This is a genomic window from Pseudomonas fragi (assembly GCF_002269505.1).
Lineage (GTDB): Bacteria > Pseudomonadota > Gammaproteobacteria > Pseudomonadales > Pseudomonadaceae > Aquipseudomonas > Aquipseudomonas fragi_D.
Genome location: NZ_NQKQ01000001.1, coordinates 350,468 through 367,168, shown reverse-complemented (window position 1 = coordinate 367,168; position 16,701 = coordinate 350,468). Strand labels below are relative to the sequence as shown.

The 16,701-nt window shown below is 58.5% G+C and carries 15 protein-coding genes; 13 read left to right on the top strand and 2 right to left on the bottom strand.

Annotated elements, in window-relative coordinates:
- Positions 1–24: 24 nt before the first annotated feature.
- Entirely contained in the window at positions 25–1,566 is a 1,542-nt protein-coding gene (locus tag CJU81_RS01550) for a phosphoenolpyruvate carboxykinase (protein WP_095035233.1), read from the top strand.
- Between the two features lie 124 nt (positions 1,567–1,690).
- Here CJU81_RS01550 and CJU81_RS01545 read toward each other — a convergent pair whose 3' ends face one another.
- Positions 1,691–2,041 carry a DUF1493 family protein gene (locus tag CJU81_RS01545; protein WP_095035232.1) on the bottom strand — a complete coding sequence of 117 codons (351 nt, stop codon included), beginning with the start codon at positions 2,039–2,041 and terminating at the stop codon, positions 1,691–1,693.
- Positions 2,042–2,194: 153 nt separating this feature from the next.
- Here CJU81_RS01545 and CJU81_RS01540 point away from each other — a divergent pair, with 153 nt between their 5' ends.
- From CJU81_RS01540 to CJU81_RS01530, 3 genes are all read left to right on the top strand, one after another.
- Complete coding sequence (locus CJU81_RS01540; RefSeq protein ID WP_176464778.1) at positions 2,195–2,464, top strand: type II toxin-antitoxin system Phd/YefM family antitoxin; 270 nt, start codon at positions 2,195–2,197, stop codon at positions 2,462–2,464.
- Positions 2,433–2,774: a type II toxin-antitoxin system RelE family toxin gene (locus CJU81_RS01535; protein WP_095035231.1), complete on the top strand. Its 342-nt coding sequence runs from the start codon at positions 2,433–2,435 to the stop codon at positions 2,772–2,774. The genes CJU81_RS01540 and CJU81_RS01535 overlap by 32 nt, the downstream gene beginning before the upstream one ends.
- A gap of 123 nt (positions 2,775–2,897) precedes the next feature.
- Positions 2,898–4,835 (top strand): RecQ family ATP-dependent DNA helicase, encoded by a 1,938-nt coding sequence (locus CJU81_RS01530; protein WP_095035230.1) that lies wholly within the window; start codon positions 2,898–2,900, stop codon positions 4,833–4,835.
- 111 nt (positions 4,836–4,946) lie between these two features.
- Here the strand turns inward: CJU81_RS01530 and CJU81_RS01525 are convergent, their stop codons facing one another.
- Entirely contained in the window at positions 4,947–6,311 is a 1,365-nt protein-coding gene (locus CJU81_RS01525; RefSeq protein WP_095035229.1) for a formimidoylglutamate deiminase, read from the bottom strand.
- Positions 6,312–6,456: 145 nt separating this feature from the next.
- Between CJU81_RS01525 and hutC the strand changes: the two genes are divergently transcribed.
- The 9 genes from hutC to dtd all read left to right on the top strand — a co-directional run bounded on the left by hutC (position 6,457) and on the right by dtd (position 16,540).
- A complete protein-coding gene (gene hutC, locus CJU81_RS01520) occupies positions 6,457–7,167 on the top strand; it encodes a histidine utilization repressor (protein WP_153326946.1) in 711 nt (236 codons plus the stop codon).
- Positions 7,164–7,742 carry a HutD/Ves family protein gene (locus tag CJU81_RS01515; RefSeq protein ID WP_095035228.1) on the top strand — a complete coding sequence of 193 codons (579 nt, stop codon included), beginning with the start codon at positions 7,164–7,166 and terminating at the stop codon, positions 7,740–7,742. The genes hutC and CJU81_RS01515 overlap by 4 nt, the downstream gene beginning before the upstream one ends.
- A 358-nt stretch (positions 7,743–8,100) precedes the next feature.
- Entirely contained in the window at positions 8,101–9,798 is a 1,698-nt protein-coding gene (gene hutU / locus CJU81_RS01510) for a urocanate hydratase (protein WP_016783151.1), read from the top strand.
- 117 nt (positions 9,799–9,915) lie between these two features.
- On the top strand, positions 9,916–11,448 hold the full coding sequence (hutH, locus tag CJU81_RS01505; RefSeq protein WP_095035227.1) for a histidine ammonia-lyase: 1,533 nt from the start codon (positions 9,916–9,918) through the stop codon (positions 11,446–11,448).
- 73 nt (positions 11,449–11,521) lie between these two features.
- Positions 11,522–12,925 (top strand): amino acid permease, encoded by a 1,404-nt coding sequence (locus tag CJU81_RS01500; RefSeq protein ID WP_095004348.1) that lies wholly within the window; start codon positions 11,522–11,524, stop codon positions 12,923–12,925.
- 27 nt (positions 12,926–12,952) lie between these two features.
- Positions 12,953–14,158, top strand: coding sequence for an imidazolonepropionase (gene hutI, locus CJU81_RS01495; RefSeq protein ID WP_095035226.1), 1,206 nt, complete (start codon positions 12,953–12,955; stop codon positions 14,156–14,158).
- Positions 14,159–14,169: 11 nt separating this feature from the next.
- Positions 14,170–14,964, top strand: a complete 795-nt coding sequence (hutG, locus tag CJU81_RS01490) for an N-formylglutamate deformylase (RefSeq protein ID WP_095035225.1) — start codon at positions 14,170–14,172, stop codon at positions 14,962–14,964.
- A 170-nt stretch (positions 14,965–15,134) separates the two neighbouring features.
- Positions 15,135–16,106, top strand: coding sequence for a prolyl aminopeptidase (pip, locus tag CJU81_RS01485; RefSeq protein ID WP_095035224.1), 972 nt, complete (start codon positions 15,135–15,137; stop codon positions 16,104–16,106).
- Positions 16,103–16,540, top strand: coding sequence for a D-aminoacyl-tRNA deacylase (gene dtd, locus CJU81_RS01480; protein WP_095035223.1), 438 nt, complete (start codon positions 16,103–16,105; stop codon positions 16,538–16,540). The genes pip and dtd overlap by 4 nt, the downstream gene beginning before the upstream one ends.
- The last annotated feature ends 161 nt before the right edge of the window (positions 16,541–16,701 follow it).

Genomic DNA, 16,701 nt, shown 5'->3' with positions numbered 1-16,701 from the left:
GGCCAATGGCCGACGGGGAACCTCATGACGCAAGCTAATAACGCCGTGTACACCGATCTGAGCATCGACGATCTGGTCAAAGAAGCCCTGAACCGTGGTGAAGGCGTGCTTGCCGACAATGGCGCACTGGTTGTCGAAACTGGCCACCGTACAGGCCGTTCGCCGGCTGACCGCTTCATTGTTGAAGAACCGTCCACTCAGGCTGCCATTGCCTGGGGCCCGATCAACCGCAAGTTCCCGGCCGACAAGTTTGATGCGCTGTGGGACCGCGTCGAGGCGTTCAACAACGCGCAAGAGCATTTCGTTTCCCATGTGCATGTAGGTGCTTCGGAAGATCACTACCTGGCCGTGAAAATGACCACTCAGACTGCCTGGCAGAACCTGTTCGGTCGTTGCCTGTTCATCAACCCGGCCCAGTACAACCCGGCTGGTCGTGAAGAGTGGCAAGTGCTCAACGTGGCCAACTTCGAGTGCGTGCCTGAGCGTGATGGCACCAACTCTGACGGTTGCGTGATCATCAACTTCGCCCAGAAAAAAGTGCTGATCGCCGGTATGCGTTACGCCGGTGAAATGAAAAAAGCCATGTTCTCGGTACAGAACTTCCTGCTGCCTGCTGCTGACGTGCTGCCTATGCACTGTGCTGCCAACATTGGCGAAGAAGGCGACGTGACCTTGTTCTTCGGTCTGTCCGGCACCGGTAAAACTACTCTGTCGGCTGACGAAAGCCGTTACCTGATCGGTGACGACGAACACGGCTGGGGCGAGGGTGTGGTGTTCAACATCGAAGGCGGTTGCTATGCCAAGTGCATCGACCTGTCCGAGAAGAACGAGCCGGTTATCTGGAAAGCCATCAAACACGGCGCCGTGCTGGAAAACGTTGTGCTCGACGAGGCCGGTCACCCTGACTATGCCGATGTCAGCCTGACCCAGAACAGCCGTGCAGCCTACCCGCTGGAGCACGTTGCCAAGCGTTCCGAGAAGAACCTGGGCGGCGAGCCGAACGCTGTTATCTTCCTGACCTGCGACCTGACTGGCGTATTGCCGCCTGTGTCCATCCTCAGCGAAGAACAAGCGGCCTACCACTTCCTGTCGGGTTACACCGCACTGGTGGGCTCGACTGAAATGGGTTCGGGCAGCGGCATCAAGTCGACGTTCTCCACCTGCTTCGGCGCACCGTTCTTCCCGCGCCCGGCGGGTGAATACGCAGAGCTGCTGATCAAGCGCATCCGCGGTTTCGGCTCCAAGGTGTACCTGGTCAACACCGGCTGGACTGGCGGTGGCTACGGCGTTGGCAAGCGTTTCAACATCCCGACTACCCGTGCGGTGATTGCAGCGATCCAGAGCGGTGCTCTGATCGGCGCTGAAACCGAGCACCTGGACATCATCAACCTGGACGTGCCTAAAGCCGTACCTGGCGTTGAAACTGTTCTGCTCAACCCGCGCAACACCTGGGCTGACAAAGCCGCCTACGACGAAGCTGCCAAGGCATTGGCCGGCCTGTTCGTAGAGAACTTCAAGAAGTTCGACGTCAGCGACGCGATCAAGGCAGCCGGCCCGAAGGCGTAAGCATTCGGTCAGTGTTTTGATGTGCAAGAAAGCCGCCTGAGAGGGCGGCTTTTTTGTGCCTGAAATTTTCAGCGGGTATACATCCTGTGGGAGCGAGCAAGCCCGCTCCCACATACAGCCTCGCTTACGCTTCCAGTTCTTGCGTGTCCCAATGACCGCTGCTGATCGCTGCATACAGCATGCCGATGGTCAGCGGTACTTTGCTTTCCCGACCCTTGGCCTTGCGCTTGAGGTGCGGGTCATTGCCGGCGGGCTGGAAATAGCGATAGGCATCGTAGTCCGTCAACTCCAGTCCAAAGCGCTCTTCCAGGGCTTCCATCAAATGCCGGGCATCCGCGCCATTGCAGCCCAAATCAGCATTGATCGCAGTCTTGAGGCTGATGGTCTTGTGTTCCGGCAAGCCGATTTCTTCGTGCAGCAACTGCAGCAGTTCACGCAGGGTAGGGGTGTCGGGAAGGTCGGCGGCGAGTTTCATGGTCCAGTGTCCATAGTTTTGGTGCGAGTGCTCGTTTAAGTGTCTTTAAGAGTGCTTTTTATAGTGCTATTATTGGTGCTCGATTGTTCTGGCTCAACGGCTTACAGATTTAGCAGATGAGTCTTTCCTTACACATAGGCATGAGGCCATATCATGACATTTGCCATGCTCGCTAAAGTCGCTGCGTCAGTAACAGATTTGAAAAAAGACCCCATGGGTACTTATCGTGAAAGCGGTGGTGATCCAATGGTCATTCTCAACCGCAACGAACCTGCGTTTTATATTCTTTCCCCTGAACGTTACGAGCTGTTGCTGGAGATGATCGACGACGCTGAATTGGCCAGGTTGGTCAAAGAGCGGCGTGGAAATCCTACAGTCAAGGTAGATATTGATGAGCTCATCGCAACTGCCGAGAAAATCTGAGTCGCAGGCAGATGCGATCAAGGCTTATACCCTTGAGTTCGAAATTGAAGCAAAAAGGGAGCTGGCAAAGCTGGATAAGGTGCTTCAGATCCAACTGCTAAAGAAGCTCAAGTGCCGTTTGTTGTCCCCAAAGGTTCCGGCCGCCAGGCTCAGGAATATGCCGAACTGTTACAAAATCAAGCTGCGGGCCAGCGGGGTGAGGCTGGTGTATGAAGTGATTGATAACCGTCTGATAGTTCTAGTGCTTGGTGTGGGTCGTCGTGATGACAATGCTGCCTACATCGCCGCGAAGAAGCGTCTGCACTCTTGATCTCCGATGATTTCGAAATGCCCCTGTATCATCCCCTCTCAATTTGCCCCCGGCCTTTTCTCGATCGTCTGCAAACCTCGCGTTAAAGTTTTGCGCTTTGCAGCGGTCAATGGAGTGACAGTGATGTACAACACCCTGGAGCAGGTTTTCGGTTATCCACAATTTCGCGCCGGCCAAGAAGCGGTGGTCAGTGCCGTTTTGGCCGGGCGTTCGGCAGCAGCGATTTTTCCCACGGGCTCGGGCAAGTCGTTGTGTTACCAACTGCCGGCTTTGTTGCTTCCTCACCTGACGCTGGTGGTTTCGCCGCTATTGGCCCTTATGCAGGACCAGCTGGCGTTTTTGCAGCGTCACGGGATTGCTGCGGCCAGCATCGATTCGGCGCAAAGCCGTGAGGATGCAAGCTCCGTCATGGCCCGGGCCAAAGCAGGCGAGTTGAAGATTTTGATGATCTCGGTAGAGCGCCTGAAAAACGAGCGCTTCCGTAACTTTTTGCAGCAAGTGCCGATTTCACTGTTGGTGGTGGACGAAGCCCACTGTATTTCCGAGTGGGGGCATAATTTTCGCCCGGATTATCTGAAGCTGCCGGACTACCAACGCCAGTTCAACATCCCGCAAGCCTTGCTGCTTACGGCTACCGCCACGCCCAATGTCATCGCGGACATGCAGACCAAGTTCGCCATTGCCGAGGCTGATGTCATCACTACCGGTTTCTACCGCGCCAACCTCAACCTGTGGGTTGAGCCGGTCAGTGGCGCGGCCAAGCGCCAGCGTCTGGTGCAGTGGATGGGCGCGCGCATCGGCCAGCCGAGCATCGTGTATGTCACGCTGCAAAGAACCGCCGAGCAGATTGCCGAACACCTCAACCAGCACGGCATCAGCGCCAACGCTTACCACGCCGGTTTGCCCCACGAGCAGCGCGAAAGCATTCAGCGGCAGTTTATGGGCGGGCAGTTGAACTGCATTGTCGCCACCATCGCATTCGGGATGGGTATCGATAAAAGCGATATTCGTAATGTGGTGCATTTTGACTTGCCCAAGTCGATTGAAAACTACAGCCAGGAAATCGGTCGCGCCGGGCGTGATGGCCAGCCTTCAGATTGTCTGGTGCTGGCCAATCGCGACAGCCTCAACGTGCTGGAAAATTTTGTGTATGGCGATACGCCGGAGCTGCAAGGCATCCGCTGCGTGCTTGATGAGCTGCGTGAGGCAATGGCTGAGGGGCAGTGGGAGTTCATGCTGCTACCTCTGTCCGATCAGAGCAATATCCGTCAGCTACCGCTCAAAACATTGTTGGTGCAACTGGAGTTGCGCGGCCTGATTGCTCCGCGATATGCCTATTTTGCCGAGTACCGGTTCAAGTTCCTGATTGAGCCCGAGGTGCTGCTGGCCAAGTTCGAGGGTGAGCGCCAGCAATTTGTTGCGGCCATCATCCAGACCTCCAGCCGCGCCAGAACCTGGGCCACGGTAAATTTCGATACCCTGTACAGCCAGCATCAGGCCGACCGCAATCGGGTGGTCAAGGCACTGGATTACTTTCAGGAAAAGGGCTGGATCGAGCTTGAAAGCAAGCAGATGACCGAGGTCTACAGCCTGTTGGTGGAGGATTTTGATGCGGCGGCGTTAAGTCAGGAACTGCACGCTTACTTCACAGCCCACGAGCGTGGCGAAATCGAGCGAATTCACGCAATGCTGGCGCTGTTCGCCAGCGAAACCTGTTTGAGCTACCGGCTGGCGCAGTATTTCGGAGATGAACAGGCACCTCGGCAGTGCGGGCATTGTTCGGTGTGTGCAGGGCAGGTCGCTTACTTGCCGGAACCGCCCGCGTTGCCACCGCTTGTGGATAAAAACTTCGAAGCGCTTTGTGGCGCTTTTATCCACAAGCATCAGGACTACACGGGAAGTTATCCACCGGCAGAGCGCCTGACCCGGTTTTTGTGCGGAATCAGCGTGCCGATGTTTACCAAAATGAAAGCGCGGGCTATTCCGGGGTTTGCGGCATTGGAGAATTATCCCTATGCCGAAGTCCGCGATTGGGCTGCGAAGCATCTGCTTTCCCTGTAGCCGCACTGTTCCCTTGTGGGAGCGAGCCTGCTCGCGAACGATCTTCGCGAGCAGGCTCGCTCCCACAGTTGAAGTTTTCCTGTAGGTGCTGCCGCAGGCTGCGGCTACACATTACCCCAACAACTCCCGCAGTACGCGGGTGAAGTCGCGGCAGCTGGCTTCTTCATCGGCATGGTGGCCATCGCGCACAACCCACTGGCCGTTGACCATCACGTTGCGCACTTGGCGATCACCTCCGGCAAACAACCAGCGGTTGAGAATCGCATCGTCCTGGGCGGTAGCCAAGTACGGGTCGTTGCCGTCGAGCACCAGCCAGTCGGCCCGCTGGCCCACGGCCAACCCTGCGACCTGTTGACCCATGGCCTGGGCGCCACCCAGCAGTGCTGCGTCGTACAGCGTGCGCCCGACCATGGGCTGGTCACTGCGATACATCCGGTTGCGGCGTTGGTCGCGCAAACGCTGCCCGTATTCCAGCCAGCGCAGTTCTTCCACAACGCTTAGTGACACATGGCTGTCCGAACCGATGCCCATGCGCCCGCCTTGAGCGAGGTAGTCCACCGCAGGGAAAATACCGTCACCCAGGTTGGCTTCGGTGGTCAGGCACAACCCGGCGACGGCCTTGCTCTGCGCCATCAGTTGAACTTCGTCCGCGTTGGCGTGTGTTGCATGCACCAGGCACCAGCGCTGATCGACTTCAACGTTGTCATACAGCCACTGGATCGGACGTTTGCCGCTCCAGCCCAGGCAATCGTCGACTTCCTTTTGTTGCTCGGCGATATGGATATGCACAGGGCAAGTCGTGCTACTGGCCTGCAGTACTTCGCTGATTTGCCCGGGGGTGACGGCGCGCAGCGAGTGAAAGCACAGCCCCAGGGCTTGCGCGGGCTGTTGCGCCAGTAACGGCTGCAATTGTTGCTGCAGTTTCAGGTACTGCTCGGTGCTGTTGATAAAGCGCCGCTGGCCATCGTTGGGAGCCTGACCGCCAAATCCCGAGTGGCTGTACAGCACTGGCAGCAGCGTCAGGCCAATGCCGGTCGAACGCGCCGCTTCACTAATGCGCAGCGCCAGCTCTGCCGGGTTGGCATAGGGCTGGCCCGAGAGGTCGTGATGCACATAATGGAATTCGGCCACCGAGGTGTAACCGGCCTTGAGCATTTCGATGTACAACTGACGGGCAATGACGCCGAGTTGCTCGGGGCTGATTTTTCCGACGAGCCGATACATCAAGTCGCGCCATGTCCAGAAACTGTCGTTGGGGTTGCCCGCCACTTCGGCCAAACCGGCCATAGCCCGCTGAAATGCGTGGGAGTGCAGATTCGGCATGCCCGGCAATAGCGGGCCGCTCAAGCGTTCTGCGCCGTGCGCGTCGGCATTGGCTTGAATATGGGTCAGGTGGCCATCGGCACCGACCTCGATTCGGACATTGGCAGCCCAGCCGGTAGGGAGCAGCGCACGCTCGGCAAAGAAGACGGACATCGGTTCGGTACCCCATTGCTTGTAATTTGTATATACATATACAGATGTTTGCCTGCCCGGTAAACTCCGGCAAGCTACGCCCTTTACTCATGAACAAGGATTGCCTGTGTCGACTCCGCCTGTCGCGTCCCCGCTGGCCGCCCACATGGGCGACAGCCCGGCCCCGCTTTACGCCCGCGTGAAGCAAATGATCACTCAACAAATCCAGAGTGGAAACTGGCCGCCGCATTACCGTGTGCCCTCTGAAAGTGAACTGGTGACCCAGTTGGGTTTCAGTCGCATGACCATCAACCGTGCGCTGCGTGAAATGACCGCCGACGGCTTGCTGGTGCGCATGCAGGGTGTCGGTACCTTTGTGGCCGAGCCCAAGACGCAATCCGCGCTGTTTGAAGTCAACAATATCGCCGATGAGATCGCCGCCCGTGGGCATACGCACACGTGCAAGGTGATCAGCCTGGGCGAAGAAATGGCCGGTTCGGAGCGCGCTGCGGTGCTCGATATGCGTGAAGGGCAAAAGGTCTTTCATTCCCTGATCGTGCATTACGAAAACGGGATTGCCGTGCAAATCGAGGACCGTTTCGTCAATGCTCAAGTGGCGCCGGACTACCTCAAGCAGGATTTCACCCTGCAAACCCCTTACGCCTATCTGTCCCAGGTCGCACCGTTGACCGAGGGCGAGCATGTGGTCGAAGCGATTCTGGCTGATCCCAAAGAGTGCAAACTGCTGCAAATCGAGCCCGGAGAGCCATGCCTGCTGATTCGCCGCCGCACCTGGTCGGGCCGTCAGCCTGTTACCGCCGCTCGACTGATCCACCCCGGTTCCCGTCATCGTCTTGAAGGACGTTTCAATAAATGAGCCAGCCCGTAGTTTTACGTGCCGTCGATTACCCGCGCATGCCGTGGAAAAACGGCGGCGGCAGCACTGAAGAAATTACCCGTGACGCAGGCGAGGGCCTTGAGGGCTTTGGCTGGCGCCTGTCGATCGCCGATATTGGCGAGTCAGGCGGCTTTTCCCGCTTTGATGGTTACCAGCGGGTTATCAGCGTGCTGCAAGGCGCGGGCATGAACCTGCAAGTCGACGGTGTGAGCTCGCGGGCACTGTTACCGTTTGATGCTTTTGCGTTCAGGGGTGAAAGCGCCGTGGCCTGCACACTGATCGATGGGCCGATCCGTGACTTCAACCTGATCTATGCCCCGCAGCGTTATACGGCCCGCTTGCAATGGCTGGATGCAACTACCCCGCAGCGTTTGTTCAGCTCGGCCCATACGCTGTTGGTGTTCAGTGCGGGTGAGCAAACGCATATAAGCCTGGGTAACACCAGCCACGAACACCTGGGTCGTTACGACTGCCTGCAACTGAGCGGCAATCGCCAGCTGCTGGAAATCACCCTGAGCGGTCTGTGCTGCGTGATTGAGTTGAGCACTGTCTAGCTAGCGATGTAGTCGCTGCCGCAGGCTGCGAAGGGTTGCGGAGCAACCCGTTTTCTTGGAGCCCCCACGTCCCGCTTCGCAGCCTGCGGCAGCGACTACACACGCTACACGCTCTGTTACCGAACGCCCCAATTCAGCGCACAGACCTCCTCCAGTAACACTCCTGCGAATCATTCGTCCTCTTCTCAAAAACCTGTCGCACGGTTTTTAGCCTGTGTTTTCGGGCTCTCTAACTTTTTCATTTGCGAATTTCACAAATTGGCCGTTAACTTGCATATGCTTGTATGTACAAGTACATAAGTGTGCGTCGATCCTCTTCTCACACCCGACGCATCTGCCCAACGCTGAGGAGTTACCCGTGACTTCAACTACCCCAAAATCGCCTGCTGAGTTCACCCGTCACCGTGATGGTGAGATCCGCGCCGCCCGTGGCACCCAGTTGACAGCTAAAAGCTGGATGACCGAAGCGCCACTGCGGATGCTGATGAACAACCTCGACCCGCAAGTGGCCGAGAACCCGACCGAGCTGGTGGTGTATGGCGGTATTGGCCGGGCAGCGCGCAACTGGGAATGCTACGACAAGATCGTCGAAAGCCTGACCAACCTCAACGATGACGAAACCCTGCTGGTGCAATCGGGCAAGCCGGTTGGCGTGTTCAAAACCCACAGCAACGCGCCGCGGGTGCTGATCGCCAACTCCAACCTGGTACCGCACTGGGCCACCTGGGAGCACTTCAACGAACTCGACGCCAAGGGCCTGGCCATGTATGGCCAGATGACCGCCGGCAGCTGGATTTACATCGGTAGCCAGGGCATCGTCCAGGGCACCTACGAAACTTTCGTTGAAGCTGGTCGCCAGCACTACAACGGCAGCCTGGTCGGCAAGTGGGTGCTGACCGCAGGCCTGGGCGGCATGGGCGGCGCACAACCGCTGGCTGCAACCCTGGCCGGTGCCTGCTCGCTGAACATTGAATGCCAGCAAAGCCGCATTGATTTCCGTCTGGCCACTCGTTATGTAGACGAGCAAGCCGCGGATCTGGACGACGCCCTGGCCCGCATCGCCAAATACACCGCAGAAGGCAAGGCAATTTCGATTGCCCTGTGCGGTAACGCTGCCGAACTGCTGCCAGAAATGGTTCGCCGTGGTGTGCGTCCGGACATGGTCACTGACCAGACCAGCGCCCACGACCCATTGAACGGCTACCTGCCAAAAGGCTGGACTTGGGAGCAGTACCGCGACCGCGCCGTGACCGATCCGGCTGCTGTGGTCAAAGCCGCCAAAGCGTCGATGGGCGAGCACGTTGAAGCCATGCTGGCCTTCCAGAAGGCTGGTATTCCAACCTTCGACTACGGCAACAACATCCGTCAGATGGCCAAAGAAGTGGGCGTAGAAAACGCCTTCGACTTCCCAGGCTTTGTTCCTGCTTATATCCGCCCACTGTTCTGCCGTGGGGTAGGGCCGTTCCGTTGGGTTGCACTGTCGGGCGATGCCGAAGACATCTACAAAACCGACGCCAAGGTCAAAGAGCTGATCGCTGACGACGCCCACCTGCACAACTGGCTGGACATGGCGCGCGAACGCATCAGCTTCCAGGGCCTGCCGGCACGTATCTGCTGGGTCGGTCTGGGTCAGCGCGCCAAGCTGGGCCTGGCATTCAACGAAATGGTGCGCAGCGGCGAGCTGAAAGCCCCGATCGTGATCGGCCGTGACCACCTGGACTCCGGCTCGGTGTCCAGCCCGAACCGTGAAACCGAAGCCATGCAGGATGGTTCGGATGCTGTGTCCGACTGGCCACTGCTCAACGCCTTGCTCAACACTGCGAGCGGCGCGACCTGGGTTTCACTGCACCACGGCGGCGGCGTTGGCATGGGCTTCTCCCAGCATTCGGGCATGGTGATTGTGTGTGACGGTACTGACGAAGCGGCTGAGCGCATCGCCCGTGTCCTGCACAACGACCCGGCCACCGGCGTGATGCGTCATGCCGATGCCGGTTACGACATCGCCATCGACTGCGCCAACGAGCAGGGTTTGAACCTGCCGATGATCAACGGCTGACCTCTGCTCTTGCGTGGGAGCGAGCCTGCTCGCGAACTACCTTCGCGAGCAGGCTCGCTCCCACATGGTTGCTAAAGATTTCTATAATTTCGGTTACACGCGTGAAGGAGTATTAACGTGCTTGAGTTAAACCTGATCCCCGGCCAACTGAGCCTTGCCCAGCTGCGTGACATTTATCAGCAGCCGGTTACCCTCAGCCTGGACGAGAGCGCTTCTGCGCAGATCGATGCCAGTGTGGCGTGCGTTGAGCAGATCCTCGCCGAAAACCGCACCACCTATGGCATCAACACAGGTTTTGGCTTGTTGGCTTCGACCAAAATCGCCAGCGAAGACCTGGAAAACCTCCAGCGCTCCTTGGTGCTTTCCCACGCAGCCGGTATCGGCGAGCCAATCAGCGATGATCTGGTGCGCCTGATCATGGTGCTCAAGGTCAACAGCCTGAGCCGTGGCTTCTCCGGGATTCGTCGCGTGGTCATCGATGCGTTGATCGCGCTGATCAATGCCGAGGTTTACCCGCATATCCCGCTGAAAGGTTCGGTGGGTGCATCGGGCGACCTGGCGCCGTTGGCGCATATGTCGCTGGTGCTGTTGGGCGAAGGCAAGGCCCGTTACAAAGGTGAGTGGCTGGATGCCGTCACTGCCTTGAAGCAAGCCGGTCTTGAGCCGCTGACTCTGGCTGCCAAGGAAGGCCTGGCCCTGCTTAACGGTACTCAAGTATCGACGGCCTACGCCCTGCGCGGTCTGTTTGAAGGCGAAGACCTGTTTGCCGCTGCGATGGCCTGTGGCGGCTTGACCGTTGAAGCCGTTCTGGGTTCGCGCTCGCCGTTCGACCCGCGCATTCATGCTGCCCGCGGCCAACGCGGTCAAATCGACGCTGCCGCGATTTATCGCGACCTGCTGGGTACCAGCAGTGAAGTGTCCGAGTCGCACAAGAACTGCGACAAGGTACAAGACCCTTACTCCCTGCGCTGCCAGCCACAAGTCATGGGCGCCTGCCTGACCCAGTTCCGCCAGGCCGCCGAAGTGCTGGGCATTGAAGCCAACGCGGTGTCGGATAACCCGCTGGTATTTGCCGAACAGGGCGACGTGATCTCTGGCGGTAACTTCCACGCCGAGCCGGTTGCCATGGCTGCCGACAACATGGCGCTGGCGATTGCCGAAATCGGTTCGCTGAGTGAGCGTCGCATCTCGTTGATGATGGACAAGCACATGTCGCAACTGCCGCCGTTCCTGGTGGCCAATGGCGGCGTCAACTCCGGCTTTATGATCGCTCAGGTGACGGCTGCTGCCCTGGCCAGCGAGAACAAGGCGTTGTCCCACCCGCATAGCGTGGACACCATTCCGACCTCGGCCAACCAGGAAGACCACGTTTCGATGGCACCTTCTGCTGGCAAGCGTCTGTGGGAAATGGCTGAAAACGTTCGCGGTGTTCTGGCCATCGAATGGCTGGCCGCGTGCCAGGGCCTGGATCTGCGTGATGGTCTGAAAACGTCCGCCAAGCTGGAAATCGCCCGCACCACCCTGCGCAGCAAGGTCGCGCACTATGAGAAAGACCGCTTCTTCGCCCCGGACATCGAAATTGCCATGCAACTGCTGGCGTCCCGTTGTCTGAACGCTCTGCTGCCTGCACACGCTCTGCCAAGCCTGTAATCCAAAAAACGCAGAGGGCCTACGGGCTCTCTGCGTCTCTGTTTTCGCTGACAAAAATAATCAAGGACGCGAAATGCAAAACCACACTCAAGGTTTGAAGCGCGGGCTATCCGCTCGCCACATCCGTTTCATGGCGCTGGGTTCAGCGATCGGTACGGGTCTTTTCTATGGTTCAGCCGCTGCCATCCAGATGGCTGGACCTGCTGTACTGCTGGCTTACCTGATTGGTGGCGCGGCGGTTTTCATGGTTATGCGTGCATTGGGCGAAATGGCTGTGCACAACCCGGTGTCCGGCTCTTTTGGGCACTACGCCAGTACCTATCTGGGGCCTATGTCGGGCTTTATCCTCGGCTGGACCTATGCCTTCGAGATGATCATCGTGTGTCTGGCCGATGTCACCGCGTTCGGTATTTACATGGGCTTCTGGTTCCCGGAAGTGGCGCGCTGGATTTGGGTGTTGGGCATCGTGCTGCTGATTGGCGGCCTGAACCTGTGCAGCGTCAAGGTCTTCGGTGAAATGGAGTTCTGGCTGTCACTGCTCAAGGTTGCCGCCATCGTGGCGATGATCCTGGCCGGTTTCGGCATCATGCTGTTTGGTATCGGCACCTCGGGCAGCTCCGACGCGGTGGCGACCGGCATCAGTAATCTTTGGTCCTTCGGCGGTTTCATGCCCAATGGCGTGGGCGGTTTGATCGCCTCGTTTGCCGTGGTGATGTTTGCCTTCGGCGGCATTGAAATCATCGGTATCACCGCCGGCGAGGCCAAAGACCCGCAGCGTGTGATCCCCAAAGCGATCAACGCGGTGCCGCTGCGCATTCTGCTGTTCTATGTACTGACTCTGTTTGTACTGATGGCCATTTACCCGTGGACTCAGATCGGCAGCCAGGGCAGTCCCTTTGTGCAGATTTTCGACAGCCTGGGCATCAGCTCGGCAGCCACCATTCTGAATATCGTGGTGATTTCGGCGGCGGTCTCGGCCATCAACAGTGACATCTTCGGCGCCGGCCGCATGATGTACGGCCTGGCCCAGCAAGGGCAGGCGCCCAAAGGCTTTGCCAAAATCTCCCGGCATGGCGTGCCGTGGATGACCGTTCTGGTGATGGGCGCCACCTTGCTGGTCGGTGTGGTGCTTAACTATCTGATCCCGGAAAACATCTTTTTGGTGATCGCTTCGATTGCGACCTTTGCCACGGTATGGGTGTGGTTGATGATCCTGGTGACTCAAGTTGCCATGCGTCGCTCCATGACCCGTGAACAGGTGGCCGAGCTCAAGTTCCCGGTACCGTTCTGGCCGTATGCGCCGATTGCCGCCATTGTATTTATGGTGTTTATCTTCGGTGTGCTGGGTTACTTCCCTGAGACACAGGCAGCGCTGATGGTAGGTGTGGTCTGGATCGTGATGCTGGTTGTGGCTTATCTGTTGTGGGTAAAGCCGGCAGCGGGGCGGGCGATTGAAGTAGCTCCCGAGCTTTCTTGAGTTATTGATTTTTGACGGAGTGACGCGATGAAAACCCTTTGGCAGCACTGCAATGTCGCAACAATGGCCAACGGCACATACTCGATCATCGAGGATGCCGCCATCGTCACCCGTGACGGCTACATTGAGTGGCTTGGTCCGCGTCAGCAGTTGCCGACGGGCGAATACGGGCAAACCCACGGTCTTGAAGGCGCGTGGGTAACCCCGGGGCTGATCGACTGCCATACGCATACGGTGTTTGGCGGTAACCGCAGCGGTGAGTTCGAGCAGCGCCTGCAGGGTGTGAGCTATGCCGAAATTGCCGCCGCCGGTGGCGGTATTGCCAGCACCGTGCGTGCGACCCGCGCGGCCAGCGAAGACGAATTGTTCGACAGCGCCCGTCAGCGCTTGCTGTGTTTGCTGCGCGATGGCGTGACCAGTGTCGAGATCAAGTCCGGTTACGGCCTTAGCCTGGAGAGTGAGCGCAAGATTCTGCGGGTGATTCGTCGCCTGGGTGAAGAGTTGCCGGTGACGGTGCGCAGCACCTGCCTGGCCGCTCATGCCTTGCCGCCGGAGTTCAAGGACCGTGCCGATGACTATATCGAGCATATCTGCAACGAGATGCTGCCCGCGCTGGCGGCCGAAGGGCTGGTGGACGCTGTGGATGCGTTCTGTGAATACCTGGCGTTCTCGCCGGCCCAGGTCGAGCGGGTGTTCAAGGTGGCGCAGCAATTGGGCCTGCCGGTCAAATTGCACGCCGAGCAGCTGTCCTCCCTGCACGGTTCAAGTCTGGCGGCGCGCTATCAGGCGTTGTCGGCTGACCACCTGGAGTTCATGACCGAAGAAGACGCCATTGCCATGGCTGCCTCCGGCACCGTGGCCGTGCTTTTGCCGGGCGCGTTCTACTTTTTGCGTGAAACCCAGTTGCCGCCGATGGAGGCCCTGCGCAAGCACGGGGTAAAAATCGCCATTGCCAGTGACCTCAACCCGGGGACCTCACCGGGCTTGTCGTTGCGCCTGATGCTGAACATGGCCTGCACCCTGTTCCGCATGACCCCCGAAGAAGCCCTGGCCGGTGTGACCCTGCACGCGGCAACGGCATTGGGCATGGGCGAGACCCACGGTTCGCTTGAACCTGGCAAAGTGGCCGATTTTGTGGCCTGGAACATTGATCGCCCTGCAGACCTGGCCTACTGGCTAGGCGGTGATCTGGACAAACGCGTCGTGCGCAGTGGCGTTGACGTAGCGCTTTAGGAGAATAGGTTGTGGACAAGGTTCTGACATTCAAACAAGGCCGTGTGCCTTTGCTGATCAGCATGCCCCACGCAGGTTTGAAGCTGACACCTGCGGTCAAGGCCGGGTTGATCCCCGAAGCGCAAAGCCTGCCGGACACCGACTGGCATATTCCGCAGCTTTACGACTTCGCCACCGAGCTGGGTGCCAGCACCCTGGCGGCCGAGTATTCGCGGTTTGTGATTGACCTCAATCGCCCGCAGGACGACGCGCCGATGTATGTGGGCGCGACCACAGGCTTGTTCCCGGCCACGCTGTTTGAAGGTGTGCCATTGTTTCGTGAAGGGCTGGTGCCTACGAAAGAGGAGCGTGCGACGTACCTGGAGCAGATCTGGAAACCGTATCACCAGACCCTGCAACAGGAGCTCAAGCGCATGAAAGACGAGTTTGGCTATGCGTTGCTGTTCGATGCGCATTCCATTCGCTCGCAAATCCCTCATCTGTTTGATGGCCGTCTGCCGGACTTCAACCTCGGCACCTTCAATGGCGCCAGTTGCGACCCGACACTGGCCCGTGATCTGGAAGCCATTTGTGCCGAGCATCCGGCCTATAGCCATGTACTGAACGGACGCTTCAAGGGCGGCCATATCACCCGTCATTACGGCAGCCCGGCGGACAACATCCACGCAGTGCAACTGGAGCTGGCGCAGAGCACCTATATGGAAGAGTTCGAACCGTTCAACTACCGCGAAGACCTGGCGGCACCGACCCAAGTGGTGCTCAAGCAATTGTTGGCGCGGATTATTGAGTGGGGGCGGGAGCGTTAAGTCAAAAGCCCTTCACCCTAACCCTCTCCCGTAGGGAGAGGGTTAGGGTGAGGGTTAGAGGCGCGCCACCGATCCAAACCCCATCCTTTTAGTAAGGGCATGCTCAATGCCTCCAATCGGGTTTATGATGCCTTACGGCAATCTCTTTCGACCCCTTCCTGGAGTGCGTAATGCAGACCTTGTTCCCGCAGATCAAACCCTACGCCCGGCATGAGCTGGCGGTCGATGGCCCGCATGTGCTTTACGTCGACGAGAGCGGTTCGCCAGACGGCCTGCCGGTGGTGTTTGTCCACGGCGGGCCGGGGTCGGGCTGTGATGCCAACAGCCGCTGCTACTTCGACCCGGGCCTGTATCGCATCATTACCTTTGATCAGCGCGGCTGCGGTCGCTCGACACCGCACGCCAGCCTGGACAGCAATACCACGTGGGATCTAGTCGCCGATATGGAGCGGATCCGTCTGTTTCTGGGTATCGAAAAATGGGTGCTGTTTGGCGGCTCATGGGGATCGACCCTGTCTCTGGCGTACGCGCAAAGCCATCCGGACAAGGTGCATGGCCTGATTTTGCGTGGGATCTTTCTGGCGCGCCCTCAAGAAATCGAGTGGTTTTATCAGGCAGGCGCTAGCCGGATCTTCCCGGATTACTGGCAGGAATACATCGCGCCAATCCCGCCGGAAGAGCGCCACGACCTGATGGGTGCCTTTCACAAGCGCCTCACAGGCAATGATCAGATTGCCCAGATGCATGTCGCCAAGGCATGGTCGACCTGGGAAGGGCGTGCCGCCACCTTGCGGCCCAACCCGCAAGTGGTCGAGCGCTTCTGCGACCCGCATCGGGCGCTGTCGATTGCCCGTATCGAATGCCACTACTTTATGAACAACGCTTTCCTTGAGCCCAACCAGTTGCTGCGCGACATGCACAAGATCGCCCACTTGCCGGCGGTTATCGTGCATGGTCGCTACGACATGATTTGCCCCCTGGATAACGCCTGGGAGCTGCATCAGGCCTGGCCTGGCAGCGAGCTGCAAATCATCCGCGAAGCCGGGCATGTGGCCACCGAGCCCGGAATTACCGATGCATTGGTCCGTGCCACCGAGCAAATGGTCCGTCGCCTGCTCAACTTGCAGCCCGACGAAGCATGAGGGGCCTGTTGCAGCGCGTCAGTGGCGCACGGGTAGAGGTAGCGGGGGAGATTGTCGGTTCGATCGATCAGGGCTTGCTGGTGCTGGTCGCCGTCGAGCCTGGCGATACCGAAGCCAGCGCGGCCAAGTTGCTGCACAAGCTGCTCAACTATCGGGTATTCAGCGATGCCGAAGGCAAAATGAACCTGTCACTGGCCGATATCGGCGGTGGATTGCTCCTGGTTTCGCAATTTACTCTGGCGGCAGACACCAAAAACGGCCTGCGCCCCAGCTTTTCCACTGCAGCCCCCCCAGCGTTGGCCCAAGGGTTGTTCGATCACCTGTTGAGGGAGGCAAAACGTCTTCACCCCACAGTCGAATCGGGGCGTTTTGGCGCCGATATGCAGGTGCATTTGGTCAATGATGGCCCTGTGACATTTCTGTTACAAATCTAAAACCCTGAAAAACTGTGTTTTCGTCTGAAAACAGGGGGTTTTAGCGAGAAATACTTGCTGACAGTAGATGCGTTGTAACGCGGGCTACTAGATAATCCTGCGCTACACAGAGACTAATCCGACGCGTCTGGGGAATCATTCACTCCTTTGACGGTCGGAAC

Bases quoted from the DNA above. Each gene is read 5' to 3' on its own strand.
- dtd (WP_095035223.1), top strand. From the start codon at position 16,103: ATGAGGGGCCTGTTGCAGCGCGTCAGTGGCGCACGGGTAGAGGTAGCG.
- hutC (WP_153326946.1), top strand. From the start codon at position 6,457: ATGGGCGACAGCCCGGCCCCGCTTTACGCCCGCGTGAAGCAAATGATC.
- CJU81_RS01525 (WP_095035229.1), bottom strand. From the start codon at position 6,311: ATGTCCGTCTTCTTTGCCGAGCGTGCGCTGCTCCCTACCGGCTGGGCT.
- CJU81_RS01550 (WP_095035233.1), top strand. From the start codon at position 25: ATGACGCAAGCTAATAACGCCGTGTACACCGATCTGAGCATCGACGAT.
- pip (WP_095035224.1), top strand. From the start codon at position 15,135: ATGCAGACCTTGTTCCCGCAGATCAAACCCTACGCCCGGCATGAGCTG.
- CJU81_RS01545 (WP_095035232.1), bottom strand. From the start codon at position 2,041: ATGAAACTCGCCGCCGACCTTCCCGACACCCCTACCCTGCGTGAACTG.
- hutI (WP_095035226.1), top strand. From the start codon at position 12,953: ATGAAAACCCTTTGGCAGCACTGCAATGTCGCAACAATGGCCAACGGC.
- CJU81_RS01515 (WP_095035228.1), top strand. From the start codon at position 7,164: ATGAGCCAGCCCGTAGTTTTACGTGCCGTCGATTACCCGCGCATGCCG.
- CJU81_RS01500 (WP_095004348.1), top strand. From the start codon at position 11,522: ATGCAAAACCACACTCAAGGTTTGAAGCGCGGGCTATCCGCTCGCCAC.
- CJU81_RS01540 (WP_176464778.1), top strand. From the start codon at position 2,195: ATGACATTTGCCATGCTCGCTAAAGTCGCTGCGTCAGTAACAGATTTG.
- CJU81_RS01530 (WP_095035230.1), top strand. From the start codon at position 2,898: ATGTACAACACCCTGGAGCAGGTTTTCGGTTATCCACAATTTCGCGCC.
- CJU81_RS01535 (WP_095035231.1), top strand. From the start codon at position 2,433: ATGAGCTCATCGCAACTGCCGAGAAAATCTGAGTCGCAGGCAGATGCG.